The sequence below is a fragment of the Tannerella serpentiformis genome (genome assembly GCF_003033925.1).
Classification (GTDB): Bacteria; Bacteroidota; Bacteroidia; order Bacteroidales; family Tannerellaceae; genus Tannerella; species Tannerella serpentiformis.
The window spans coordinates 2,178,911-2,201,957 of record NZ_CP028365.1 but is presented as its reverse complement, the minus strand read 5'-3'; the positions used below and the strand labels follow the sequence as shown (position 1 = coordinate 2,201,957).

Below are 23,047 nucleotides of genomic sequence, written 5' to 3'. Positions count from 1 at the left end.
ATTATCAGCTTTCTCCTTCTTCGATAGAAAATCCCCTCCATCAACATCGTCGGGGAGATTGTGCATTCCTCTTTTCTGCGCTCATTATCGATTCGCAGGAACTACATCGACTACACCCCAACCTCTCTTCTTTCACCGCATTATCCCCGTTGTAGTCATGTAGTAAGATCTAATCGGTGAAAGGAGACCTCTGCAAAACCATTTGCCGGCTTCATTTCGTATCTCCATTATTTTTCGTAGCTTATAGCATGAAACAAGAGCCTTCTTCCCCCAGTTTTGCCGATATATTCCTCGGCCAGCGCAAAATCAAGCGCACCTTCCTCTCACAGATAGACAAGATCATTGACTGGACTCCAGTCCGTGGTATCATCGAGGTTGCTTATACCAAAGGCAACAAGTCCACAGGTCGCCCCAGTTACGACAGCCTTGTGCTGTTCAAGACAGAGCTTCTTCGTACTTGGTATGGTCTCGAGCGATGGTGAGGTGGAGGAACAGGTAAATGACCGCTTGTCCTTCAGCCGCTTTGTAGGTCTTGGTATGGAAGACTCTGCCCCGGACAAGTACCACGGTCTGCCGGTTCCGAAATATCCTAGTAGAGGCAGATCTCTATGATCGAGTACTGGACGAAATCAACAGGCAGCTCGAAAGCAGGGGTGTCGTCGTTAGGCGCGGAGCCATCATTGATGCAAGCATAACGGACACCCCTCGTCGTCCTCGTGGACGCAAAGCGTATGAGGTTGTTACGGACAGAGAAGAGGAAGATGGTAAGGAAGCATCAGAGAAAGCTATGCTCAAAGAAATTACTAAGCCTAATGTAGATGCGGAGGCTAGGTGGGTAAAGAAGGCGGGGAAGTTACACTTCGGCTATAAGCGCCATACGGTTACGGATGTGAACGGACTCATCCTCGCCGAGGAAACCACCTCTGCTAATGAGAGCGACATCAAACATTTCGAAGCCCCTTTGAAGAAAGCAAAGCTACCCAAGGGGGCTCCTGTCTTTGCAGACAAGGGATACGATTCAGCCGAGAATAGGAAGACCCTCAGCCGGATGAAGCTGAAAAGCCGCATTATGCATAGAGGAACAAGGGCACACAAGATTACCGAGAGGGAACAGCGGGTGAACGTGGCCATCAGCCGGATCAGATACAAAGTGAGACCTCTGCAAAACTCCCCACACAAAGGTTCTAAGAAATACAACTTGCTGGTAATCAATAATGGATCTTTTGAGCGAGTAGAGTTTTGCAGAGGTCTCAAAGTGGAAAGAACCTTTGGCTCCATCCACCGATGGTTTCGATCGAGAGTCGCCCGATATGTGGGGCTTGCAAAGACGCATGCCCAGCATATGATGGAAGCAATGGCTTATAACCTCCATCGGGCTCCAGGGATCATTGTGTCCAATTCTCTCAAATAAGGGGGGAAATATCCCCTAAAAGGGGCTTGAAAGCCAAGAGAAACCACCCATTATAGCCCTTTATTGAAAGCATTTCTACGAAAATGAGCCATCAATGAGCCATCACATAGAAATCACGTGAAAACGTGCTCGTTTTACAGAGGTCTCGAAAGGAGAAAAAGACCTGTCTGGACAGCCGTACAGGGATCACGCAGACGCAGCTTGTTGCTTTCGGATCAGCTTGTCCATGTCCTCCGAGATCTTTTTGTCCGTCACCTGCGCATAGATCTGCGTGCTGGATATGGACGCGTGCCCCATCATCTTGGCGATGCTCTCTATCGGGATACCAGCACTGAGTGACAGGGTTCCGAACGTGTGACGAGCCATGTGGAAAGACAGGCGTTGTCTGATTCCACATGCCAGACCCACAGTGCTCAGTTTGTTGTTCATCGCGCTACGGCTGCAATCGTATGGAAAGACAAGGTCGTCGCCTTCTTCTTTCACTGTCTGGTCCTCTCGGCATCTGCTAAAGATCTCCTCCGCGATCGGATGTAACGGTACGACAGACTCCACTTTCGTCTTCTGCCGTTCCTTGCGGATATACCTCCTACCGTCGGCTGATGTTTGGATATGAGAGAATTTCAGGCGCTCCATGTCCGCAATGGCCAGTCCGGTGAAGCAGGAGAAGAGAAACATTTGCCGGGCTTGCTCTGCTTCCCTATCGTTCACCTTTAGTGCCATGAGCTTGGCCACATCGCTCTTTTGCAAGAAGCGAATCTTCCGTTCTACCTTTTCATAGGTAGCGCCCTCAAAAGGATTGTAGCGAATGATCCTTTTGCTGACCGCACGATACATCAATCGACTGAGCCAACAGAGATCTCGATTGACTGTCTTTGCTGTAAATCGCTTCTTTTTGAGGTAGAAGCGAAACTCCTCAAACATCCCATCTGTAACAGCGTCGATGGGCATGTCCTTTTGCCCTTTGCTTTCTATCCACTCGCGAAGCATCTTGTCTGAATAGGTGTGATTTCGATAGGTGCCTTCTGACCTCGACCTACCCACGCATGCTTTTACAGATTGCAGCTCCGCCCTACTCATGGTCAAAAGGGTAGTCGGTGCCGCGGCGACACCCTGCAAGCGATTCTTGAGCAGTTCTGCACTGACCACGCCGTCCTTCGTGAGCATTTCCGCGTGAGTCTTTTCCACAAGCTCCCTGAACACTGCGAGGCGTTGGTTGATTTTCTTTTCGCCGGTTATACCCTGTCTGCTGTTCCATTCGGCTGGCAGACATTCTTCGCCGGTTGTCATCACCACACTTCTGCCATCGATGGTGACGCGGCAAAAGATGGCCGTCTGGCCGTCTGCTTTTGTCTTCTGTCGATTGATGTAGAACAGGATTTTGAATGTACTTCTCATATCGGTTTCGGTTAAATGGTTAGGTGCAAGTCTTTGGTGAAGGCGATCAAGCGGTCAAACTCTTCAAATAGCTTTTGGGGAGTGACTTTCGCATATCGCTCGGTCATGTGCACCGTGCTATGCCCAAGCATCTTGCTGACAGTCTCAATGGGCACGCCCTGTTCCAAGGTGACGAGTGTTGCAAAGGTGTGTCGGGCCGTGTGCGTGGTGATGGGCAAAGACAGTCCGGCCCTTAGCGAGATCGCCTTCAGACAAGACAAATAGGTGGAATAATTCATATAAGGGAGCAGTGTCTCCCTGGCATCGTTGTGTAGCTGTTCCAGCAACCGAAGGGCTTCAGGCAAGAGCTTCACGCGACAGAGGACGCCTGTCTTCTGCCTGTTGAACTTCAACCAAAGGGCGCCCTCATCGTCGCGGACAAGATGCTCGCGGTTCAACGCCATCAAATCGCAATAAGCCGCGCCGGTGTAACAAGCGAAAAGAAACACATCGCGGGAGGTTTCCATATCCTCGTTCAAACCGTCAAAACGCAGCGTCTTCAACTTGTCTAATGCATCCTTATCAAGCGCCTTGGGTAATCGGCGGTCTCCCTTGTCCACATGTACATTGTCGAATAGCAAGGAGTCTGCCGCTCCTTCGCGATAAGCCAGCTTGCAGACCTTCTTGATAAGGACGATCATGTTATAGCAAGTGCTTTGTTTCAGACCAACTTCTCCTATCACATACTGCTCGAATTGTTTGATAAAGTCCTCCGTGAGCTGCGAAAAGGTCAAGTCGGAGACTTTGTGCTTCGCCCGAATGAACTGCAGCAATCGCACTCTTGTCTGACGATACGAGGCCAAAGAATTTTCTTTGATGTCTACACCGACGTGCTCCTTCATTTCCTCGATCAAACCATCAAATCGCTCTAAAAGCATAGTTCGACTTTGCATGCTACCTTGGAAATGCTCCTTGATGTCGGTTGCGTCAAACGGGGATCCCTTGGCAAGCAAGGACTGATAGGATACCTGAACGGCGAGAAGGAGGTTGTCCAATCGTCCATTGACTTCGACCGCCTCGCGGCTCTTCCCGTCCACCCGGCTTTCGCGCGGGTTCCATAGATCGGAGTTGCAAGACAGCTTGCAACTAAACTGTGCGATGGAACATCCCAGTGTGATCCGTCCCATGATCGGCGCCTTGCCCAACCTGTCGCGACTGCTCTTTTTGAGGTAGAGCAACACCTTCATTTTCATGTCATCCATACGCTTTGAAAACTGTGGGCAAAATTACCCGGTTCAAAGCGCCTGTTACCTGTGCAGACTCCTGTATATCAATGCAAAAGAGCCGTGTGCGAGAAAGGCTCAGTTACCTATCACTGCACCGTCGTTACCTACCACCAGACTGGGTAATAATTTGGTAACTGAACTTCTGCTTAAGACCGCACTTTTCTGCCTTTTACGCTCGACGCAATCGAAAGCGTATCGCCCCTTTTCCGCCTAACAATCAGTCCACTTGCTTCGACATCGGCTCTTCTGCTTTTAAGGGGAATAGTTGATGACACGCGAGCAACAACAAGCTGATGCGTGATCAAATTTTGTTCACGCATGAGCTTTTTTACCTCTTACGTGATCAAATTTTGATGACGCGCGAACAAACTTTGATCACACAATTTGCTTTTTACCTGGTGCATGAGCTTACGAATCTATCCGACTACCCCCGGCCCTTCTCTGGCCACAAAGAGGCACCCTCGGGATTCGCGTACTTTTGCACCCATGAGTCCAAGAGTATTATTGATTCATGGATATGATTTCTTCTTCTACTCTAAAGAGGAAAACAGAAAGCATATTCATGTGGAAAAAGGAGATCATGAAGCGAAAGTTTGGTTGGAACCAATGATTGAAGTGGCTTACAACTACGGATTCAGTTCAAGAGAGATCAAGTTTATTCTTCAAATAATAGAGAGATATGAAAGAGAAATCCATGAACGATGGAGCAAGCATTTTGGAGACGCAGAATAAGCCCACCGTCGAAGTGACTGGCATCTCGCGCAAGGGCCTGATCCTAATGGTGCGGGGAAAAGAATACGCGCTGCCTTACAGCCGGTTCCCGTGGTTCGAACAGGCACGGGTCAGCGACGTGTTCGACGTTGAAATGCGCGGCAGGAGTCGCATTCGATGGGAAGCCTTGGACGTCGACCTCAGCCTATCCATCCTCGAAAACCCGGACGCCTACCCGCTCACCGCCCGATAACCCGACATTCAAACAGAAACAATGGCCAAAACAAAATCAGTCTACGTCTGCTCTCAGTGTGGGGCGGATTCACCCAAATGGGTGGGCAAATGCCCCGCGTGCGGCGCATGGAATACGTATGTGGAGGAGATCGTCCGCACCGAGCCGGCCGCCCGACGCGCCGCGGCTGCCATCAGTCGCTCCGACCCCCGACCGCAACTCCTGCGCGACATCACCGCCGAGGAGGAGGTGCGCATCGATATGCACGACGCGGAGCTGAACCGCGTCTTGGGCGGCGGACTCGTCCGCGGATCGCTCGTCCTCGTGGGCGGCGAACCCGGCATCGGCAAGTCGACGCTCGTCCTCCAGACCGTCCTCCGCCTCACCGACCTCCACACGCTCTACGTCTCCGGCGAGGAGAGCGCCCGCCAGCTCAAGATGCGCGCCGACCGCCTCTCCTCCGACGGCGCCGAAGGCATGGCGCACTGCCACGTCTATTGCGAGACGCACCTCGAGCAGATCCTCGCCCATGCCGACCGACTCAGGCCTGACCTGATGATCATCGACTCGATCCAAACGATGTACACCGAGGCGGCCGAGTCGTCGCCGGGCAGCGTCACGCAGGTCAGGGAGTGCAGCGCGGCCATCCTCAAGTTCGCCAAAGAGACGGGCACGCCGGTCCTCATGATCGGGCATATTAATAAGGAAGGGAGCCTGGCCGGGCCGAAGGTTTTGGAGCACATCGTGGACACAGTGCTGCAATTCGAGGGCGACAGGCAGTATATGTACCGCATCCTGCGCAGCATCAAGAACCGCTTCGGCAGTACCGCCGAGTTGGGCATCTACGAAATGCGCCAGGGCGGCCTCCGCGAGGTCGACAACCCCTCGGAGCTGCTCTTGACGCAGAACCACGAAGGGCTGAGCGGCGTGGCCATCGCCGCGGCCGTCGAAGGTGCGCGGCCGTTCCTCATCGAGACCCAGTCGCTCGTCAGCAGCGCCGTCTATGCCACGCCGCAACGCAGTGCCACGGGCTTCGATCTGCGACGCATGAACATGCTCCTGGCCGTACTCGAGAAGCGCGCCGGGTTCAAGCTGATCCAGAAGGACGTCTTCCTCAACATCGCCGGCGGACTGCGCGTCAGTGACCCGGCCATCGATCTGCCCGTCATCAGCGCCGTGCTCTCCTCCAGCATCGACCTCTCCATCGACCGCGGCACATGCCTCGCCGGCGAGGTCGGTCTCTCGGGCGAGATCCGGCCCGTGCACCGCATCGAGCAACGCATCCGCGAGGCAGCCAAGCTCGGCTTCCGTCGCATCATCGTGCCGCAGATGAAGGGTCTCGAGTCCGTCTCCGACCTCATCGAGCTCCACCAAGTGCGCAAGGTGGAGGAAGCCTTCCGATTGTTGTTTGGGTAAAGCATAAAGGATATGAACACAGTAGATCAAGCGATGGCAGACAAACTGTCTGCATTCTTCCGCACACAGCCGACGGTGGATAAAGCATGGCTGTTCGGCTCCTGTGCACGCGGCGAGGCTACTCCCGAAAGCGACGTAGACGTGCTGGTACGTTTTCAGGGTAATGCCCGGGTAACGCTCTTCTCATATGCGTCCATGCAACACAAGATGGAGCAGCTGTTGAACAAGCGTGTGGATCTCGTGGAGGACGGCCGATTAAAAGACTTCGCCCGCGCAAGCGCCGAGGCGGATAAAGTGTTGATATATGAGAGAAAAGATTAGAGACGAGGCGCGTTTGCGCCATATGATCGAAGCAATAGACAACATCTTCGAGTTTACGAGTAGGGACACCTTCGAGAGCTATCAGCAAAATAAGATCTTGCGGTTTGCGGTGATTAAGAATCTGGAGATTGTCGGTGAAGCCGCCTATCTGCTGACAAAAGCGTTCAAAGAAGCACACCCAGAGATCGAATGGAATGCAGTCATAGGGATGAGACACATACTGGTGCATGGTTATTATCAGATAAGGGACGAAATCGTCTGGGCAACCATAGAAACCGACCTTCTGCCGCTAAAGGCAAGTATTCAATTGATATTAGAAAGCGAATTCAAAACCTCATGACCAAACAGACAGATAATCCATCCATGCACCACATCACCATCCAGCCCGGGCTGAGCGACCGGGACCGAGCAACGCTCATCGGATGGACGAACCGCAAGGGGGCGAACTTCTTACGCCAATGGGCCGGGCCGACGCCGCACTTTCCGTTGACGCCTGAGCAGGTCGACGACTGGAGCGACCTCTACACCATCTTCCGACAGGGGCGATTCGTCGGCATCATTCAAGAGATCAGAAGGGAGCAAGACAACGTGCACATCGGGCACTTCGTCTTAGATCCCGCACTGACCGGGCGAGGGATCGGACGCGCTGCCCTGCTCATCTTTATGGACATCCTCTTCCGCGACGACGCCATTCGATCCATCACCCTTAACGTGTTCGACTATAACCTCGCGGCTCGAAAGCTCTACGAGCGGGTCGGATTTGTAGTCCTCCGAACTATCGAGTCGCCAGAGAAGAAATACACGATGATTAAGCATAAACCCACCCCATGACCAAAGACCTCCAGCTCCGACTGCTGCCCGAAGAGGCGGCCAATGACGACACACTGCGCGCCGTCGTAGCGCGCGAGACGGGCGACGCGCCGCGCGCCCTGCGCATCCTTAAACGATCGATCGACGCCCGACAGCGCACGGTCTACGTCAATATCACCCTCCGCGCCTTCTTCGACGAGGAGCCGACCGAACCGCTCTTCCCCGAGGTCGAACTGCGTGACGTCTCCGGCCGACCCGCCGCCATCGTGGTCGGCGCCGGACCGGGCGGACTCTTCGCCGCCCTCCGACTCATCGAGCTGGGCATGCGCCCCATCGTCGTGGAGCGTGGCCGCGAGGTGAACGAACGCAAACGCGACATCGCCGACATCGTCCGCCGCGGCACGATCGACCCGGAGTCGAACTACTGCTTCGGCGAGGGTGGCGCGGGCGCCTTCTCCGACGGCAAACTCTACACCCGCAGTAAGAAACGCGGCTCGGTGGAGCGTATCCTCATCCGCTTCTGCCAGCACGGCGCCAACCCCGCTATCCTCTACGACGCCCACCCGCACATCGGCACAGACAAGTTGCCCGGCGTGATCGAACGCATGCGCCGCCACATCACGGGCTGCGGCGGCGAGGTGCACTTCGGCACCTGTATGAACGGGCTGCTCATCCACGACGACGAGGTGACGGGTATCACCACCCGCACGGGGCAAGAGTTCCGCGGCCCTGTGATCCTGGCCACCGGCCACTCGGCGCGCGACGTCTACCGCATGCTCACCGACCACGGCGTGACGCTCGAGGCTAAGGGCATCGCCGTCGGCGTACGTCTGGAGCATCCGCAACCGCTCATCGATCGCATCCGCTACCACCGCCGCGAGGGGCGCGGCCCGCACCTGCCGGCGGCCGAATACACCTTCGTCTCGCAGGCCGAGGGGCGCGGCGTCTACTCCTTCTGCATGTGCCCCGGCGGCTTCGTGATTCCTGCTTCGACGGCGCCGGACGAATGTGTCGTCAATGGCATGTCGCCCGCCAATCGCGGGTCGAGGTGGGCCAACGCTGGGTGGGTCGTCGAGCTGCGGCCGGAAGATCTTGCGTCGCTCAGCCTGCCGACCACAGGCGGCGAGCCTGTGCCCGAGGTGCTGGCCATGATGGACTTTCAGGAGCGGCTCGAGCGGCTCTGCCGCATCAACGCCGGGCAGGGCGTCAAGGCGCCGGCACAACGCATGGCCGACTTTGTGGCGCGTCGCAACTCGTCCGCCCTACCTGCATCATCATTCAGCCCCGGTCTGCTGGCCTCGCCACTCCACTTTTGGATGCCCGACTTTATCACGAGCCGACTGCGTGAGGGCTTCCGCTCGGCCGACCGCGTGTCGCGAGGTTTCCTGACGAACGAGGCGGTGATGATCGGCGTGGAGACGCGCACCTCGTCGCCCGTGCGCATCCTCCGCGACCGTGAGGCGCTTCGCCACGTGACACTCCGCGGGCTCTACCCCTGCGGCGAGGGCGCGGGCTACGCCGGTGGCATCGTCTCGGCCGCCATCGACGGCGAACGCTGCGCCGAGCAGTTGGCCGCCGCCTACGGGAGGTAAACAACGGCCTGCGGATCACCTTCTGAGCCTCAGGTCAGACTTTGCAAGCGTGTAAAACGCAATCTGAGCCTCAGATCGGACTTTGCAAGCGTGTAAAACGCAATCTGAGCCTCAGATCGGACTTTGCAAGCGTGTAAAACGCAATCTGAGCCTCAGGTCAGACTTTGCAAGCGTGTAAAACGCAATCTGAGCCTCAGGTCAGACTTTGCAAGCGTGTATAACGCAATCTGAGCCTCAGATCAGACTTTACAAGCGTGTAAAACGCAATCTGAGCCTCAGATCAGACTTTACAAGCGTGTAAAACGCAATCTGAGCCTCAGATCAGACTTTGCAAGCGTGTAAAACGCAATCTGAGCCTCAGATCGGACTTTGCAAGCGTGTAAAATGCAATCTGAGCCTCAGATCGGACTTTGCAAGCGTGTAAAATGCAATCTGAGCCTCAGATCAGACTTTACAAGCGTGTAAAATGCAATCTGAGCCTCAGATCAGACTTTGCAAGCATGTAAAGTGCTGTCTGAGCCTCAGGTCAGATGTCCCCGGCCCGACTTCCCCGCCCCCGGCAGGGGGCTTGATCTTCTTTTGCCTCCTTTTCTTCCATCAAGGGAAGAAAAGGAGGATGTGAACTCGGACGGACGCCGAGAAATCCCCCCCCTCCCTAACGAAAAATGGCCGGATACATGACGATGTACCCGGCCATTTTCATTGTCGCGCCTTCGGCAACTTACTTGAACGTCATCAGTCGGCTGATGTATTTGCCGATGATGTCGAACTCGAGGTTCACCACCGTGCCTTTGACGATGGCGTTGAAGTTCGTGAGGTCGTGCGTATAAGGGATGATGGCCACCTCGAAGCTGTCCGCGCGGGAGTTGCAGACGGTGAGGCTGACACCGTTGACCGTGACGGAGCCTTTCTCGACGGTCATGTATCCCTGCCGAGCCATCTCCGGGTCGGCGGTGTAGCTGAAGGTGTAATACCAACTGCCGTCAGCCTCGCGCACGTCGGTGCAGACGGCCGTCTGGTCGACGTGACCCTGCACGATGTGGCCGTCCAAGCGGCCATTCATCAGCATACTGCGCTCCACGTTCACGCGGTCGCCGACATGCAAGTGTCCGAGGTTGGAGCGCTCCAGTGTCTCGCGCACGGCGGTGACGGTGTAGGTGTCGTCCGTCCGACGGACGACGGTCAGGCAGACGCCATTGTGGGCGACGCTCTGATCGATCTTCAATTCATTCACGAAGGAGCAACGCAGCGTCAGGTGCAGGTTGCCCTTGTCTTGTTCCAGCGCAACGATGGTTGCGGCTTCTTCTACGATTCCTGAAAACATAAGTAGGTAAGGGGGTAGGGGGTAGTTAATGGTAGGGGCGTATTGCATACGCCCCCCCAACGGCCCCATCGGGGGCGAATTTGATTGGCGTTTAAATGACGTTTGAATGGTGATGCAATGGCGTTTGAACATAGGGGGACATACGCTTGCCCCTGACGGGGCATTTGTGGGGGGCGTATGCAATACGCCCCTACCGCGATACATGTAAGGGCGGCCTGAAAGGTCGCCCCTACTACCATGGGCGTATGCGATACGCCCCTACTTTCCTTGCTCCAGTTGCAACGTTTTGGTGGGGGCGTCGCAGACCTCGGAGGGGCCGAAGTACTGGATGGGGCCGGGGTAGACGTAATCGGTGGTCATGGCCCACTCGTCGCGCATGGCGGCATAGGCACGGAAGGGGGCGCCGTCGAGCTGGACGAGCGCCTTGCGGATGACGGGCTTCATGACGCCGTCGCGCTGCTCCATGTTCATCATCATTGTGATGGGGATGCCGCCAGCGGTCCACTCCGCGGCCGGCGCGGTGGTGTTGCGCACGGAGGCCATGTAGCCCGTCTTGCCGGCGCGGATGAGGCACGAGGCGGCGTAACCGAGCGAGTAGCAATAGTCGGCGTCGTAGTTCGACGGCGCGGCGCAGCGGCCCTCGTAACCGAAGAAGTGCATCTGCGTGGCGAACTTGCCCCGGTAGCGACCTTCCTCTTTCCACTCCGAGAGGCGATTGTCGACCATCTCGGCCAGCAGCTTCTCGGTCTCGATGAGTGAGACCTGAACATTGCCGTGCGGATCGCGGTCGAGGGCCAGCTGACGGGCCACGCCCTCGGGCAGGCTGGCGTAGAGCGCTGCGTTCTCTTTCGAGAGTTTGGAGATGAGGTAGCTGTGGCGCACGCTCTTCTTGATCATCTTGAACTCTGCCTTATTGCGGGCCAGGAAGTCGTTCAGCTCGGCGATGAGGCGCTTCATGGCGGGGATGAACTCGATGAGCCCCTCGGGGATGAGCACGGTGCCGAAGTTGTTGCCCTCGGCGGCTCGGCGGGCTACGACGCGCGCTATACGGTTCACGATCTCGTCGAGCGAGAGGTCGTTGGCCTCCACCTCTTCGGAGATGATGCAGACGTTCGGGTGGGTTTGCAGGGCGCACTCCAGGGCGATGTGCGACGCCGATCGGCCCATGAGCTTGATGAAGTGCCAATACTTACGCGCCGAATTGCAGTCGCGCTGGATGTTTCCGATCACCTCGGAGTAGACCTTGCAGGCGGTGTCGAAGCCGAAGGAGGTTTCGATGAGGTCGTTCTTCAGGTCGCCGTCGATCGTCTTGGGGCAGCCGATGACGCTGACGCCGGCGCCGATCGACCGGTAATATTCGGCCAGCACGGCCGCGTTCGTGTTCGAGTCGTCGCCGCCGATGATGACGAGCGCCGAGATGCCCAGCTCCTTGAGGATCTCCAGCCCCTTGTCGAACTGTTCGCGTCGCTCGAGCTTCGTGCGCCCGGAGCCGATCATGTCGAAGCCGCCCGTGTTGCGGTATTCGTCGATGATGTCGGCCGTCAGCTCCATGTATTTATGCTCCACCAGTCCGCCGGGCCCCAAGATGAAGCCGAAGAGACGTGACTCGGGATTAGCCGCCTTGAGTCCGTCGAAGAGGCCGGCGATCACGTTGTGTCCGCCCGGAGCCTGTCCGCCGGAGAGGATCACGCCCGCGTTGATGGGCGGCATCGGATCGTTCGCGTCGCCACGCTCGAAGGTCACGGCCGGCATGCCGTAAGTGTGCGGGAAGAGCCGCTTGATTTCCTCTTTGTCGCCCGCTGCTTCCGTCGCTGCGCCCTCTACGGCACGCACCGATCCGCGCAGCGCCACGGGCATCTTGGGCACATAGGCCGCCCGCGCGATTTGTAATGCACTTTTCGTCATAGTTCTCTCTATTAAATGTATGAATGATGATAACCTCGCTCTGAGATTTGGATGGGCGCAAAGATACAGGGCCGCGAGGTGTCAGGGACACCTGCCAAGTTTGCCGGATACTTCAAAAGCTCGTACCCGGAGGACTTCGCTACCCCCGCAGGGGCCCGCAGACCCCCTCGGAAACGTTCAGCGGCGCGTTTTGACCCTTCCGAGCCCTCGGAAACGTTCAGCGGCGTGTTTTGGAGCTTTCCGAGCCCTCGGAAACGTTCAGCGGCGCGTTTTGACACTTTCCGAGGCCTCGGAAACGTTCAGCGGCGTGTTTTGGAGCTTTCCGACCCCTCGGAAACGTTCAGCGGCGTGTTTTGACACTTTCCGAGCCCTCGGGGCCTCTACGGAGGCCGGCGAAGTTTGCTCGGTACGGGCTTTTGAGGTACCTGGCCAGCTTCCCAGCCTCGGCAGAGGCCGGAGGCCAGCGAAAAAACGTTTTGCCTTTACATTTGCCCGCCCTCCAGAAGAGGGGCATCGCTCAGTATGAAGATATCAACCAAGCAAAAAGAATTCTTTCGGTTCTGCCTCGTGGGGGGCACCGCCACTGGCATCCATTACGGCATCTATTTATTGCTGAATCGGGTGATGAACACCAACGTAGCCTTCTCCATCGGCTACTTCGTGAGCTTCCTGGCCAACTTCGTCCTCTCGAACTTCTTCACCTTCAAGACGCGCCCCTCGGCTGGCAAAGGCGTGGGCTTCACCCTTAGCCATATCGTCAACTACCTGCTGCAGTCGGGCTTCCTCAATCTCTTCATTTACGTCTTGAAAGTGCCCGAAACCTGGGCGCCGCTGCCGGTCTACGCCATCACCGTGCCCATCAATTTCATCCTCGTGCGCACCGCCCTCAAGTCGCCGCGCCTCTAACCCCCCGTTGCCCCAACCGTCATGAAGCGCGTATCGATCCTTATCCCGGCTTATAACGAAGAGGAATCCCTGCCCCTGCTCTACCGCCGACTGGCCGACCTGATGGACGCACAGCCTATGTACGCGTGGGAGGTGCTCTTCGTCAACGATGGCAGCCGCGACCATACGCTGGCCATCCTGGCCCAACTGCGCGAGAGCGATCCGCGTATCAACTATCTCGACCTGTCACGCAATTATGGCAAAGAGGCTGCCATGTTGGCCGGTTTTGACTATGTCACCGGCGACTGCATGGTGATCATGGACGCCGACCTGCAACATCCGCCCGAGCTCATCCCCGACATGCTCCGCCTCTGGGAGCAGGGCTACGACGACGTCTATGCCCGCCGCCGTACCCGCGGCCGCGAGTCCTTCCTCCGCCGACGGCTCACGGCCGCCTTCTACGCCCTGCTCCGCCACACCACGCGCGTCACCCTGCAACCCAACACGGGCGACTTCCGCCTCTTGGACGCCGTCTGCATCCGTGCCCTGCGCCGCCTGCGCGAGTCGCAACGCTACACGAAGGGCATGTTTAGCTGGATCGGCTTCCGCAAGCATGAGCTGCTCTTCGACCAGCAAGACCGCGTGGCGGGCCAGAGTAAGTGGGGCTTCTTCAAACTGCTCAATCTGGCCATCGAGGGCATCACCTCCTTCACCGTGGCACCGCTGCGCATCGCCTCCGTCTGCGGCGCCATCGTCTCGCTGCTGGCCTTCGCCTACGGGCTCTTCATCCTGCTCAAGAACCTGATCTACGACGATCCCGTGGCCGGTTTCCCCACGCTGATGGTGACCATCCTCTTCCTCGGCGGCGTGCAACTGCTCTGCATCGGTATCATCGGCGAATACCTCGGCCGCATCTTCACCGAGACCAAGCAGCGCCCCGTCTACTTCGTCAGCTCCTACAACGGAGAGCGGGCAGACTAAGGACGAAAAGCGAAACGAGGCCGGGTACATGTCCGGGGGGAGTCCTCCGATCATGTACCCGGCTTCGTTTCGTTTCCGCTGGGGTATAAAAAAGGCGTCCGGAACCCGTCCGGACGCCTTCGAATTGCATTTATGCCTGAATACAATACATCTGCCCCCAAAATCCATAAAAGGGGCTGAATGCTTCTTCAATTAAGATGCGTATGCACCCAATTTCCACAAGTTGGCTTCGATCGCCGACAGGTGATGCTCAACGATCGAATGCGTTGTCACGTCGCCAGCAGCCGTAGCCAGCTTATCCAGCGCGTGATACTTGGCCTGGAGCATCTTCCAAGTAGCCAGTACTTGGTCAACGCCCTGCTTCCAGTCTGACACGTTGTGTGTCTCCTTGATCTCAGCCACCTTCAGGTATTCCGAGAAACGGTTCTCCGGGTGGCCACCCAGCATGACGATGCGCTCAGCCAACTCGTCGATGGCCTCGGCTTCGCCATTGTAATACTCTTCGTAGAGAGCGTGCAGTTCATAGAACTTGTCGCCCTTGATGTCCCAGTGCAAACCACGCAGGTTCGTGTAGCTCACTTGACGGTTGGCCAGCAGATCGGCCAGACTCTCGATGATTGATGCTTTTGTTTCCATCTAATTCTTTGATTTGATTCTGTTCTTACTTGAAAAATTCGAGACCGTATCTGTCAAACACTATGCCAAAACCTCAGCCTCGGCAGGCATGACAAGTTTGAGGTCATCCTCTACGGTGCCGTTTCCAGCCAAGCCGAACGTCTCAGTCAGCACCTTGGCTACGCCCGGAGAGAGGAAGGCGGGCAGCGTGGGGCCGATGTGGATGTTCTTGATGCCAAGGCTGAGGAGGGCCAGCAGAACGATGACGGCCTTCTGCTCATACCAAGCGATGTTGAAGACGATCGGCAGGTCGTTGATGTCGTTCAGCTCGAAGATCTCCTTGAGCTTCAGGGCGACCACGGCCCAAGTATAGCTGTCGTTGCACTGACCGGCATCGAGCACGCGGGGGATACCGCCGATGTCGCCCAGCCCCAGCTTGTTGTAGCGATACTTGGCGCAACCGGAGGTGAGGATCACAACGTCCTTGGGCAGACCCAGGGCATAGTCCGTATAGTAGCTGCGTGAGGCGAAGCGGCCGTCGCAACCGCCCATGACAACGAACTTGCGCAGGGCACCCGAGCGGATGGCGTCGACAATCTTGTCAGCCAGCTGGAAGACCTGATGGTGAGCAAATCCGCCCACGATCGTACCGGTCTCAATCTCTTTGGGCGGCTGACAGGTCTTGGCCAGGGCGATCACCTCGCTGAAGTCCTTGTGACCGTTAGCGTCCTCCTCGATGTGCTTGCAGCCGGGGTAACCTGTCGAATTGGCAGTAAACATGCGGCTGAGGTAGGTGTTGCGCGGCGTGGGCGGCACGATACAGTTGGTGGTGAAGACGATCGGGCCATTGAACGACTCGAACTCCTCACGCTGCTGCCACCAGGCGTTGCCATAGTTGCCCACGAAGTGCTTGTATTTCTTGAACGCCGGATAGTAATGCGCCGAAAGCATTTCGCCGTGCGTATAGACGTCTACGCCTGTGCCCTCGGTCTGCTGGAGCAGCATTTCCATGTCATGCATGTCATGTCCGCTGATGAGGATGCCCGGACGCTTACCTACACCGATGTTCACCTCCGTCATCACGGGGTTGCCATAAGCCGAGGTATGCGCACCGTCGAGCAGGGCCATGCCTTGCACGCCGAAGCGACCCGTCTCAAGCACCAGCTCCGTAAGCGCCGCAGCGTCCAGATTGCCGATGGTCATGTCGCTCAGGGCACGCTCCATGAAGGCGTAGATCGCATCGTCCTCCTTACCGAGGCGCATGGCATGCTCTACGTAAGCGGCCAAGCCCTTGAGGCCATAGACAGTCAGTTCCTTGAGCGAGCGCACATCTTCGTTCTGTTCACGCAGCACACCCTCAGCGAAGCCCTTCGACTCATACTCGTCAGCCACCGGCACCCATGTCACTTCGTCAGCCGCATAAGTCAGTCCGACCGCAGCAGCCTGCTTTTTCAGCTCATCGCGGAGCTCGAACATCCGATCCACACGGCGACGGAGGCTCTCCTTGTCAAAGTTGGCGTTCGTGATCGTGGCAAACAGGGCGTCTACAACGGCGTGATCCACCTCACGTCCCACCGGCTGCTCCAGCTTACGCAGTCCCGTGGCCAGCACACTGACGCCACGCACGGCGAACAGCAGCATATCCATCATGGCGGAGAGATCGCTCTTCTTTCCGCATACACCTTGCACTGTGCAGCCAACACCCTTGGCCGTCTCTTGGCATTGATAGCAAAACATCTTGTAGTCCATCTTCTTTTCTTTCTCTGTTGAATTTTTCTGTCAATTAAATTTCTATCGTCGAGCCCACTTTGAGGCCCAATTGCGGCGCAAAGATCCGTCAGCGGCCCCGCCCAAACTGTAAGCTATGTGACAAGCGGGGCAGGAATAACAAACTACAACACCTATCATCCTACCGATACATTTCCGCGCCCCGTTTCTCTCCCTTGAGGCCATCAAACAGGGCCCATTTGGCCAAATATCTCGCCAAGAATCGCCCGTCGAATGCGATTTAGCCGTAACCTCGCCCAGAAATATTGAATCAAGCGCATCTTACTTATTATCCATTACTATACCTATCAAGCATCGTGAGTCAATTGCTCACGGATTATGATTCTCATCAGAAATCGTGAATCGATTAAATGTGGATTATTATAATCCGTCAAGGATCGTAATCCATGCATAATCGGCTCACTATTTCCAGCAGCTATCGTAAATCATTCGTACATGGATTATGATTCTTGATCGGAAATTGATCCACCGGCCCACTCACGGCGGAATTCGAGGTGAGAAAGCTGCAATAAGTCGCCCCCAGCAGCCGTTATTGCAGGCGTATATGAGAAAAAGCATCACACTCAGACGGATGGCGGGCCTAACCTGCCTGTGGCTGATGGCCGTCATGTGCCTCCAGGCGCAGCGTCGACGCCCACAGAATCAGCCGTATGTCGACTATAAGCGTTACCACTTCGGGTTTCACGTCGGGCTGCACACGCAGGATCTGATCCTGACCAACACCGGCGTGGCTGGCGCTGACGGCAAGACGTGGTTCGCTGAGATACCGGCCTACACGCCCGGATTCAGCGTCGGCGTCATCGGCGACCTCTTCCTCAACCCCGTCCTCAGCGTACGCCTCACGCCGACCGTCCACTTTGGTGACAAACGCCTCACCTTCATCGACCCGCAGACCAAGGAGCAGTTCGTCACCTCCCTCCGCTCCAACTATCTGGCCATCCCCATCGACTTCAAATACACCGCCATGCGCCTCAACAACTACCGCCCCTACATGCTGGCGGGCGTCTTCACACAGTTCGACATGGGCCGAAAGCGTGGCTACCCGATGCTGCTGCGGGGCGTAGACTACGGGGTCGAGTTTGGCCTCGGATGCGACATCTACCTGCCCTACTTCAAGCTCTGCCCCGAGCTCAAGTTCTGCTTCGGCCTGGCCGATGTGCTCGAGCCCGACCGTAGCGACCTGGCCAACCCTCTCGACCGCGTTTACAGCCAAGCCCTCTCCCGAGCCACTTCGCGGCTGATCGTGCTGACGTTCAACTTTGAGTAACGCTCCGACTCGTCGCCCCGCAGACAGGGCCTGCACCCACCTGCTGGCATGCGCAACAAAAGAAACGGGAGGCCGCCCGAACGTATCGGACGGCCTCCCGTGGTTTTGCTCTGTTGTTCTACTAGGACTCGAACCTAGAATTTCAGGACCAGAATCTGACGTGTTACCATTACACCATAGAACAATGTCTTTACTTGCTCTCTCCGGGGCCTCTCGCCCCTCGATTGCGGCCGCAAACATACATCTCTTCTTCACACCTCCAAAAAACGGCCCCAAAAAGTTTGCCATATCTTTGGCCCGTCTAACAGAAATATCGAATTATGGATCAAACAAAAACGCTGGTAAATGCCATAGTCAGAGGACTTCAAGAAAAGAAGGGACGCAGCATCGTGACCGTTGACATGACGGCACAATCGGGCGCCATCTGCCAATACATGGTCATCTGCGAAGGTGCAAGCCCCACGCAGGTGTCCTCTCTTTCAGACTCCGTTTGGGACGTCGTGCGGACGGACACCGGAGAAAAGCCCCTCTCTATGGCCGGGACGCAAAACGCTCAATGGATCGGCATGGACTATGGCACGGTACTTGTCCACATCTTCCTGCCGGAGCAGCGCGCGTTTTACAACCTCGAAAACCTCTGGGCCGACTCGAAGATCGATCGACTCCCCGACGTGGAGTGACCGCCACGGCTCCTTCCCCCTTACATTAGTTTTATGGACAAAAAAGACAATCAGCCGAAGAACAACGGCAACAAACCCCGCCTGCGCTTCAACTTTTACTGGATCTACGGAATCGTCTTCGTCGCCCTGATGGGGCTCTATCTGATGAACGATTTCTCCATGTCGAAGGAGCTCGGGTGGACCGATTTTCAACGCTTCACAGCCGACGATGCCTTCAGCCGCATCGTGGTGCATAACCGAAAAAACATCCTCGAGGCCACCGTCAAAAGCGACTTCCGCGATCGCATCTTCACCCCGCGTGAGGTGCAGCAGCTCACTACCGAGCCCAAGGTCTACGTCCGCATCCCCTCATCCGACAAGTTCTCCGACTTCTACGATAAGATGGTGGCCGAGAAGCATATCTCCACCCAAGTAACCTACAAGGAGAGCGACGACATCCTTTGGAACATCCTCGCTTCCGTGGGGCCCTTCGTCATCATCATCCTGCTTTGGCTCTTCCTCATGCGACGCATGGCGGGCGGCGGTGCAGGCGGTGCCGGTGGGGTCTTCAGCGTAGGCAAGGCGCGTGCGCAACTCTTCGATAAGAACACGAACGTAAAGGTGACCTTCAAAGATGTGGCCGGACTGATGGAGGCCAAACAGGAGGTCGAGGAGATCGTGGAGTTCCTCAAGAACCCCGAGAAATACACCGAGTTGGGCGGCAAGATCCCTAAGGGTGCGCTGCTCGTTGGCCCTCCGGGAACGGGCAAGACGCTCCTGGCCAAGGCCGTCGCAGGTGAGGCCCACGTGCCCTTCTTTTCGCTCTCGGGATCGGACTTCGTGGAGATGTTCGTCGGTGTGGGCGCCTCGCGTGTCCGAGACCTCTTCCGACAAGCCAAAGAGAAGGCTCCGTGCATCGTCTTTATCGACGAGATCGACGCCGTCGGACGGGCGCGCGGCAAGAACGTGAACATGACCAGCAACGATGAGCGCGAGAGTACCCTCAATCAACTCCTCACGGAGATGGACGGCTTCGGGTCGAACAGTGGCGTGATCATCCTGGCCGCCACCAACCGCGCCGATGTGCTCGACAAAGCCCTGCTGCGTGCCGGACGCTTCGACCGACAGATCCACGTCGAGCTGCCCGACCTCAACGAACGCAAGGAGATCTTCAACGTCCACCTCCGCCCGATCAAAATCGACTCCAGCGTCGACACCGACTTCCTGGCCCGACAGACCCCGGGCTTCTCTGGCGCCGACATCGCCAACGTCTGCAACGAGGCCGCACTGATCGCCGCACGCGGTGGCAAACGCTTCGTCCAGAAGGACGACTTTATGAATGCCGTCGACCGCATCATCGGCGGGCTCGAGAAACGGACCCGCATCACCACCGCGCAGGAGCGACGCAGCATCGCCTATCACGAGGCCGGACACGCCTCCATCAGCTGGCTGCTGGAGTACGCCAACCCGCTCGTCAAGGTGACGATCGTACCCCGTGGCAAGGCCCTCGGCGCCGCCTGGTACCTGCCCGAAGAGCGACAGATCACGACCCGCGAACAACTCCTCGACGAGATGTGCGCCACACTGGGCGGACGCGCCGCCGAAGAGATCTTCCTCGGGGCCATCTCCACCGGAGCCTCGAACGACCTGGAGCGTGTCACCAAGCAAGCCTACGCGATGGTCACCTATTTCGGCATGAGCGACCAGCTGCCCAACCTCAACTATTACGACTCCACGGGCCAGGAATGGGGCTTCACCAAACCCTACAGCGAGGAGACGGCCCGCCTGATCGACAAGGAGGTGCAGAAGATCATCAACGAGCAGTACGACCGCGCCCGGACCATCCTCCGCGACAACGCCGCGAAGCACAACCAGCTGGCCGAGAAGCTCCTTGAGTGTGAAGTGATCTACTCCGAAGACCTCGAAAAGATCTTCGGCAAACGCCCCTGGGCCTCGCGCTCCGAAGAGATCATGGAGCAACAGGCCGCCGACGCCTCAACCACCGCCCCACACGCATGAAGAATTTCACTCTCCGAGGCATCACGGGTGCAGCCTTTGTCGCAGCCATCATCGCTGCGCTGACGCTGCACCCGTTCCTGTTTCTGGGCCTCTTCGCCGCCGTCGTCGGCGCGGCCCTGTGGGAGTTCTACGGCCTCACCGAACGCATCGGGCTGCAGCCGGACGACGCCGCCCCCGCACCCCGCACCGCTGACCGACTCTGGGGCATCGCCGGCGGCCTTTACCTCTTTACCGCCACCTTCCTCTACGCCAGCGCACGCACCTCGGCCGTCGTCTACGCCCCCTACTTGGCCTTCCTGATCGGCGGCCTCGTCAGCGGCCTCTACCACCGCGGCGGCAACCCCATCCATCGATGGGCCGTCGGCCTCCTGGCCCAAGCCTACGCCGCGGGCACCTTCGCCACGCTCAACTTCATCGTCTTCAACCCGGCCGACACGACCCTCCCGCGCACCTTCCACAGCCACTACGCCCTGCTGCTCTTCGTCCTCATCTGGCTCAACGACACGGGCGCCTACTTCGTCGGATCGGCCATCGGTCGGCGGAAACTCTTCCCGCGCATCTCGCCCGGCAAGTCGTGGGAGGGCTTCCTCGGCGGACTCGTCATCGTGGCCTGCGCCGCCCTGCTACTCGCGCCCCTCTTCCCCGAACTGGCGTGGTACCACCGCGTGGCGCTCTCCCTCATCATCGTCGGCGTCGGCACGTGGGGCGACCTCGTCGAGTCGCTCATCAAGCGCACCGCCGGCGCTAAGGATTCGGGCACCCTCCTGCCCGGTCACGGCGGCATCCTCGACCGTTTCGATAGCGTCATGCTCGCCGCCCCCGCCGCCCTTCTCTACCTCGAGGTGTTCGTGCGCGGGAGCTAACGGTGCACCGACCAGGTACCTGTGGGGCGTATGCTTTTGTACCCCTACAACTCGGATACAAAAAGGGCACCCCCATCTGTTTGGGGATGCCCTTTAATCATTCCGGGATGTATGCGGACGCCTATTCCTCCGGCAACGTGATGTCAGGATTACCGTCGCCACCCGGTTTCTTCGGATCCTTCGGTTTCTCGCCACCCGGTTTGGGCGGCTGAGGCTTCTCCGGCTGCTTGGGATCCTTCGGCTGATCGGGAGTCTTGGGATCCTTGGGCTGCTTGGGATCCTTCGGGGGCTTGGGCTTGCTGGGATCCTTAGGCTTGCGACTGGCCAAGATCTGACGCTGGTTGCCCTTAATGTCGATCACAACCTTATTCATACGATCGACGAGCTGCTCAATCATCGCCTTGTCCTCGTCGGCCGTAGCGGTGAGGTAGGCTGACTGAATGTACTGGCAAACGACATCGTAGGCGGCGTCAGTCAGCGGACGCACCTGCTGAGCTGTCGGGAGTTTCTCGTCGGAGGTTTGGATACGGCGATCGGTGCGGAGCTTTTCGTACTCCTCATTGACGGTATGCAGCCGCGTCAGAACGTCGGTGAGGCCAACGGCTGCAATATCCGCCGTCTTCGTCTTCATGTCGTCTTCCAAGCCGCGTATACCCACACTTTCCATTTCGAACGGGCGACTGCGGAGGTTGGTGTACGGTTTCAGTTTGGCCTCGAGGCGTAGCGCGGCTTCGCGGGTGGCTTCCGTGGGCGAGTACTTCAAACCGCTAACGACATGAAAGATGCCGTCCAGCAGGTTGTCGCGTTCGTTGTCCAGAGCCAGCATTTTGGCGGTACGCTCGGAAACGGCCGATTGTTCGACGAGCTTCGTCTGCGCGCCGATCGTCGTGTCCCAAGCGTTCATCACTGTGACAGGGATTTTGAGCTTTGTCTGATCCACCGCCTTCACCAGTCCGTATTGCAGGTAGTGAAACTGGGTGTGGAGCGAGATGTTCAACATCTGTCTGTTGCCCCCTTCAAATTTCATGACCCGGGGCAAGGTCACTTCGAGTATTTTCATTTCTCTCAGGGTGTTTATTAACCATGCAAAGGTGCATGAAATGCCAAAAGATTCGATGCTCCCCCTGAATTGGAGCAAGATGTTTTTGAAGCAGAAAGGTCGTCCTCAAACACGAAATGGATCTCTGCTCCCGTGAAACGCCAAAATGAAACGCGAAACCGATCGCTGATTTCCAAAAACGCCTTCCCGCCGCGGGAAACCGATCAAAACTTCCGAAAAACGCCTTCCCGCGGCGGGAAATGGGGTAAATTCTCAGAAAAACGCCTTCCCGCGGCGGGAAATGGGAAAAATTCTCAGAAAAACGGTTTCCCGCGGCGGGAAGGCGATAAAATCTCCCGAAAAACGGTTTCGTGCGGCGGGAAGGCGGTAAAATTTTCTGGAGATCGGTTTCCCGCGGCGGGAAATGGGGCAAAATCTCCGAAAAACGCTTTCCGCCGCGCGAAGAGCATTTTCAAGAAGCCGCCGTCCCCGCCGCGGGAAAGCGACTTAGGCTCGGCAGATGGCTATAACGCAATTCCCTTCTTGTGT

General features: G+C 57.3%; 20 protein-coding genes, 1 tRNA gene and 2 pseudogenes. 15 read left to right on the top strand and 8 right to left on the bottom strand.

The features are described 5' to 3' along the window. Positions 1–248: 248 nt before the first annotated feature. Positions 249–1,147: pseudogene (locus C7123_RS09255) on the top strand (IS5 family transposase); the annotation flags it as partial. Positions 1,148–1,252: 105 nt separating this feature from the next. Beyond that, positions 1,253–1,411 (top strand): annotated as a pseudogene (locus tag C7123_RS09250) (transposase); the annotation flags it as partial. Between the two features lie 186 nt (positions 1,412–1,597). Here the strand turns inward: C7123_RS09250 and C7123_RS09245 are convergent. Continuing rightward, complete coding sequence (locus C7123_RS09245) at positions 1,598–2,806, bottom strand: site-specific integrase (RefSeq protein WP_069174832.1); 1,209 nt, start codon at positions 2,804–2,806, stop codon at positions 1,598–1,600. Between the two features lie 11 nt (positions 2,807–2,817). Beyond that, positions 2,818–4,047: a site-specific integrase gene (locus C7123_RS09240; RefSeq protein WP_069174831.1), complete on the bottom strand. Its 1,230-nt coding sequence runs from the start codon at positions 4,045–4,047 to the stop codon at positions 2,818–2,820. A 426-nt stretch (positions 4,048–4,473) separates the two neighbouring features. On the opposite strand from C7123_RS09240, the gene C7123_RS09235 reads away from it, so the two are divergent. Genes C7123_RS09235 through C7123_RS09205 form a run of 7 tightly spaced genes read left to right on the top strand, consistent with a single transcriptional unit; the run spans position 4,474 to position 9,153 of the window. After that, the gene (locus C7123_RS09235) at positions 4,474–4,803 is read left to right on the top strand and encodes a DUF4160 domain-containing protein (RefSeq protein WP_317046580.1); all 330 of its coding nucleotides are present in this window, start codon (positions 4,474–4,476) and stop codon (positions 4,801–4,803) included. After that, entirely contained in the window at positions 4,751–5,035 is a 285-nt protein-coding gene (locus tag C7123_RS09230; RefSeq protein WP_083206804.1) for a DUF2442 domain-containing protein, read from the top strand. Before C7123_RS09235 ends, C7123_RS09230 begins: the two co-directional genes overlap by 53 nt. A gap of 21 nt (positions 5,036–5,056) precedes the next feature. Continuing rightward, the gene (gene radA, locus C7123_RS09225) at positions 5,057–6,430 is read left to right on the top strand and encodes a DNA repair protein RadA (protein ID WP_069174830.1); all 1,374 of its coding nucleotides are present in this window, start codon (positions 5,057–5,059) and stop codon (positions 6,428–6,430) included. Positions 6,431–6,442: 12 nt separating this feature from the next. Then, on the top strand, positions 6,443–6,751 hold the full coding sequence (locus C7123_RS09220) for a nucleotidyltransferase family protein (RefSeq protein WP_037985932.1): 309 nt from the start codon (positions 6,443–6,445) through the stop codon (positions 6,749–6,751). Then, a complete protein-coding gene (locus C7123_RS09215; protein WP_069174829.1) occupies positions 6,735–7,091 on the top strand; it encodes a HepT-like ribonuclease domain-containing protein in 357 nt (118 codons plus the stop codon). The genes C7123_RS09220 and C7123_RS09215 overlap by 17 nt, the downstream gene beginning before the upstream one ends. Further along, positions 7,088–7,582: a GNAT family N-acetyltransferase gene (locus C7123_RS09210; protein WP_216820852.1), complete on the top strand. Its 495-nt coding sequence runs from the start codon at positions 7,088–7,090 to the stop codon at positions 7,580–7,582. Before C7123_RS09215 ends, C7123_RS09210 begins: the two co-directional genes overlap by 4 nt. Further along, positions 7,579–9,153 (top strand): NAD(P)/FAD-dependent oxidoreductase, encoded by a 1,575-nt coding sequence (locus tag C7123_RS09205; protein WP_069174828.1) that lies wholly within the window; start codon positions 7,579–7,581, stop codon positions 9,151–9,153. The genes C7123_RS09210 and C7123_RS09205 overlap by 4 nt, the downstream gene beginning before the upstream one ends. 721 nt (positions 9,154–9,874) lie before the next feature. Here the strand turns inward: C7123_RS09205 and C7123_RS09200 are convergent. Next, positions 9,875–10,477 (bottom strand): riboflavin synthase, encoded by a 603-nt coding sequence (locus C7123_RS09200; protein WP_037996970.1) that lies wholly within the window; start codon positions 10,475–10,477, stop codon positions 9,875–9,877. 258 nt (positions 10,478–10,735) lie between these two features. Next, positions 10,736–12,382: a diphosphate--fructose-6-phosphate 1-phosphotransferase gene (locus tag C7123_RS09195; protein ID WP_069174827.1), complete on the bottom strand. Its 1,647-nt coding sequence runs from the start codon at positions 12,380–12,382 to the stop codon at positions 10,736–10,738. Positions 12,383–12,904: 522 nt separating this feature from the next. Between C7123_RS09195 and C7123_RS09190 the strand changes: the two genes are divergently transcribed. Together C7123_RS09190 and C7123_RS09185 are read left to right on the top strand one after the other, a co-directional pair. Further along, positions 12,905–13,288 carry a GtrA family protein gene (locus C7123_RS09190; RefSeq protein WP_037985922.1) on the top strand — a complete coding sequence of 128 codons (384 nt, stop codon included), beginning with the start codon at positions 12,905–12,907 and terminating at the stop codon, positions 13,286–13,288. A 21-nt stretch (positions 13,289–13,309) separates the two neighbouring features. Next, positions 13,310–14,248 (top strand): glycosyltransferase family 2 protein, encoded by a 939-nt coding sequence (locus C7123_RS09185; RefSeq protein WP_037985924.1) that lies wholly within the window; start codon positions 13,310–13,312, stop codon positions 14,246–14,248. A gap of 192 nt (positions 14,249–14,440) precedes the next feature. Here C7123_RS09185 and C7123_RS09180 read toward each other — a convergent pair whose 3' ends face one another. Continuing rightward, positions 14,441–14,884 carry a Dps family protein gene (locus tag C7123_RS09180; protein ID WP_037985925.1) on the bottom strand — a complete coding sequence of 148 codons (444 nt, stop codon included), beginning with the start codon at positions 14,882–14,884 and terminating at the stop codon, positions 14,441–14,443. Positions 14,885–14,944: 60 nt separating this feature from the next. Beyond that, the gene (hcp, locus tag C7123_RS09175) at positions 14,945–16,612 is read right to left on the bottom strand and encodes a hydroxylamine reductase (RefSeq protein ID WP_037983308.1); all 1,668 of its coding nucleotides are present in this window, start codon (positions 16,610–16,612) and stop codon (positions 14,945–14,947) included. Positions 16,613–17,195: 583 nt separating this feature from the next. Between hcp and porT the strand changes: the two genes are divergently transcribed. Continuing rightward, positions 17,196–17,918, top strand: a complete 723-nt coding sequence (gene porT, locus C7123_RS09170; protein ID WP_455431912.1) for a type IX secretion/gliding motility protein PorT/SprT — start codon at positions 17,196–17,198, stop codon at positions 17,916–17,918. 113 nt (positions 17,919–18,031) lie between these two features. On the opposite strand, the gene C7123_RS09165 is transcribed toward porT, so the two are convergent. Further along, a tRNA-Gln gene (locus tag C7123_RS09165) sits at positions 18,032–18,102 on the bottom strand. Positions 18,103–18,238: 136 nt separating this feature from the next. Between C7123_RS09165 and rsfS the strand changes: the two genes are divergently transcribed. The 3 genes from rsfS to C7123_RS09150 are packed head-to-tail and all read left to right on the top strand — an operon-like array spanning position 18,239 to position 21,459. Beyond that, on the top strand, positions 18,239–18,598 hold the full coding sequence (gene rsfS / locus C7123_RS09160) for a ribosome silencing factor (RefSeq protein ID WP_037983311.1): 360 nt from the start codon (positions 18,239–18,241) through the stop codon (positions 18,596–18,598). A 33-nt stretch (positions 18,599–18,631) separates the two neighbouring features. Then, positions 18,632–20,596 (top strand): ATP-dependent zinc metalloprotease FtsH, encoded by a 1,965-nt coding sequence (gene ftsH / locus C7123_RS09155; RefSeq protein WP_037983348.1) that lies wholly within the window; start codon positions 18,632–18,634, stop codon positions 20,594–20,596. Continuing rightward, complete coding sequence (locus C7123_RS09150; RefSeq protein WP_069174826.1) at positions 20,593–21,459, top strand: phosphatidate cytidylyltransferase; 867 nt, start codon at positions 20,593–20,595, stop codon at positions 21,457–21,459. Before ftsH ends, C7123_RS09150 begins: the two co-directional genes overlap by 4 nt. A gap of 121 nt (positions 21,460–21,580) precedes the next feature. Here C7123_RS09150 and C7123_RS09145 read toward each other — a convergent pair whose 3' ends face one another. After that, entirely contained in the window at positions 21,581–22,519 is a 939-nt protein-coding gene (locus tag C7123_RS09145; protein ID WP_069174825.1) for a DUF6261 family protein, read from the bottom strand. Positions 22,520–23,047: the final 528 nt, after the last annotated feature.

What these genes read in the sequence shown, in the direction of transcription:
- C7123_RS09245 (WP_069174832.1), bottom strand. Translation starts at nt 2,806, where the DNA reads ATGAGAAGTACATTCAAAATCCTGTTCTACATCAATCGACAGAAGACA.
- C7123_RS09240 (WP_069174831.1), bottom strand. Translation starts at nt 4,047, where the DNA reads ATGGATGACATGAAAATGAAGGTGTTGCTCTACCTCAAAAAGAGCAGT.
- C7123_RS09235 (WP_317046580.1), top strand. Translation starts at nt 4,474, where the DNA reads ATGAGCTTACGAATCTATCCGACTACCCCCGGCCCTTCTCTGGCCACA.
- C7123_RS09230 (WP_083206804.1), top strand. Translation starts at nt 4,751, where the DNA reads ATGAAAGAGAAATCCATGAACGATGGAGCAAGCATTTTGGAGACGCAG.
- radA (WP_069174830.1), top strand. Translation starts at nt 5,057, where the DNA reads ATGGCCAAAACAAAATCAGTCTACGTCTGCTCTCAGTGTGGGGCGGAT.
- C7123_RS09220 (WP_037985932.1), top strand. Translation starts at nt 6,443, where the DNA reads ATGAACACAGTAGATCAAGCGATGGCAGACAAACTGTCTGCATTCTTC.
- C7123_RS09215 (WP_069174829.1), top strand. Translation starts at nt 6,735, where the DNA reads ATGAGAGAAAAGATTAGAGACGAGGCGCGTTTGCGCCATATGATCGAA.
- C7123_RS09210 (WP_216820852.1), top strand. Translation starts at nt 7,088, where the DNA reads ATGACCAAACAGACAGATAATCCATCCATGCACCACATCACCATCCAG.
- C7123_RS09205 (WP_069174828.1), top strand. Translation starts at nt 7,579, where the DNA reads ATGACCAAAGACCTCCAGCTCCGACTGCTGCCCGAAGAGGCGGCCAAT.
- C7123_RS09200 (WP_037996970.1), bottom strand. Translation starts at nt 10,477, where the DNA reads ATGTTTTCAGGAATCGTAGAAGAAGCCGCAACCATCGTTGCGCTGGAA.
- C7123_RS09195 (WP_069174827.1), bottom strand. Translation starts at nt 12,382, where the DNA reads ATGACGAAAAGTGCATTACAAATCGCGCGGGCGGCCTATGTGCCCAAG.
- C7123_RS09190 (WP_037985922.1), top strand. Translation starts at nt 12,905, where the DNA reads ATGAAGATATCAACCAAGCAAAAAGAATTCTTTCGGTTCTGCCTCGTG.
- C7123_RS09185 (WP_037985924.1), top strand. Translation starts at nt 13,310, where the DNA reads ATGAAGCGCGTATCGATCCTTATCCCGGCTTATAACGAAGAGGAATCC.
- C7123_RS09180 (WP_037985925.1), bottom strand. Translation starts at nt 14,884, where the DNA reads ATGGAAACAAAAGCATCAATCATCGAGAGTCTGGCCGATCTGCTGGCC.
- hcp (WP_037983308.1), bottom strand. Translation starts at nt 16,612, where the DNA reads ATGGACTACAAGATGTTTTGCTATCAATGCCAAGAGACGGCCAAGGGT.
- porT (WP_455431912.1), top strand. Translation starts at nt 17,196, where the DNA reads ATGAGAAAAAGCATCACACTCAGACGGATGGCGGGCCTAACCTGCCTG.
- rsfS (WP_037983311.1), top strand. Translation starts at nt 18,239, where the DNA reads ATGGATCAAACAAAAACGCTGGTAAATGCCATAGTCAGAGGACTTCAA.
- ftsH (WP_037983348.1), top strand. Translation starts at nt 18,632, where the DNA reads ATGGACAAAAAAGACAATCAGCCGAAGAACAACGGCAACAAACCCCGC.
- C7123_RS09150 (WP_069174826.1), top strand. Translation starts at nt 20,593, where the DNA reads ATGAAGAATTTCACTCTCCGAGGCATCACGGGTGCAGCCTTTGTCGCA.
- C7123_RS09145 (WP_069174825.1), bottom strand. Translation starts at nt 22,519, where the DNA reads ATGAAAATACTCGAAGTGACCTTGCCCCGGGTCATGAAATTTGAAGGG.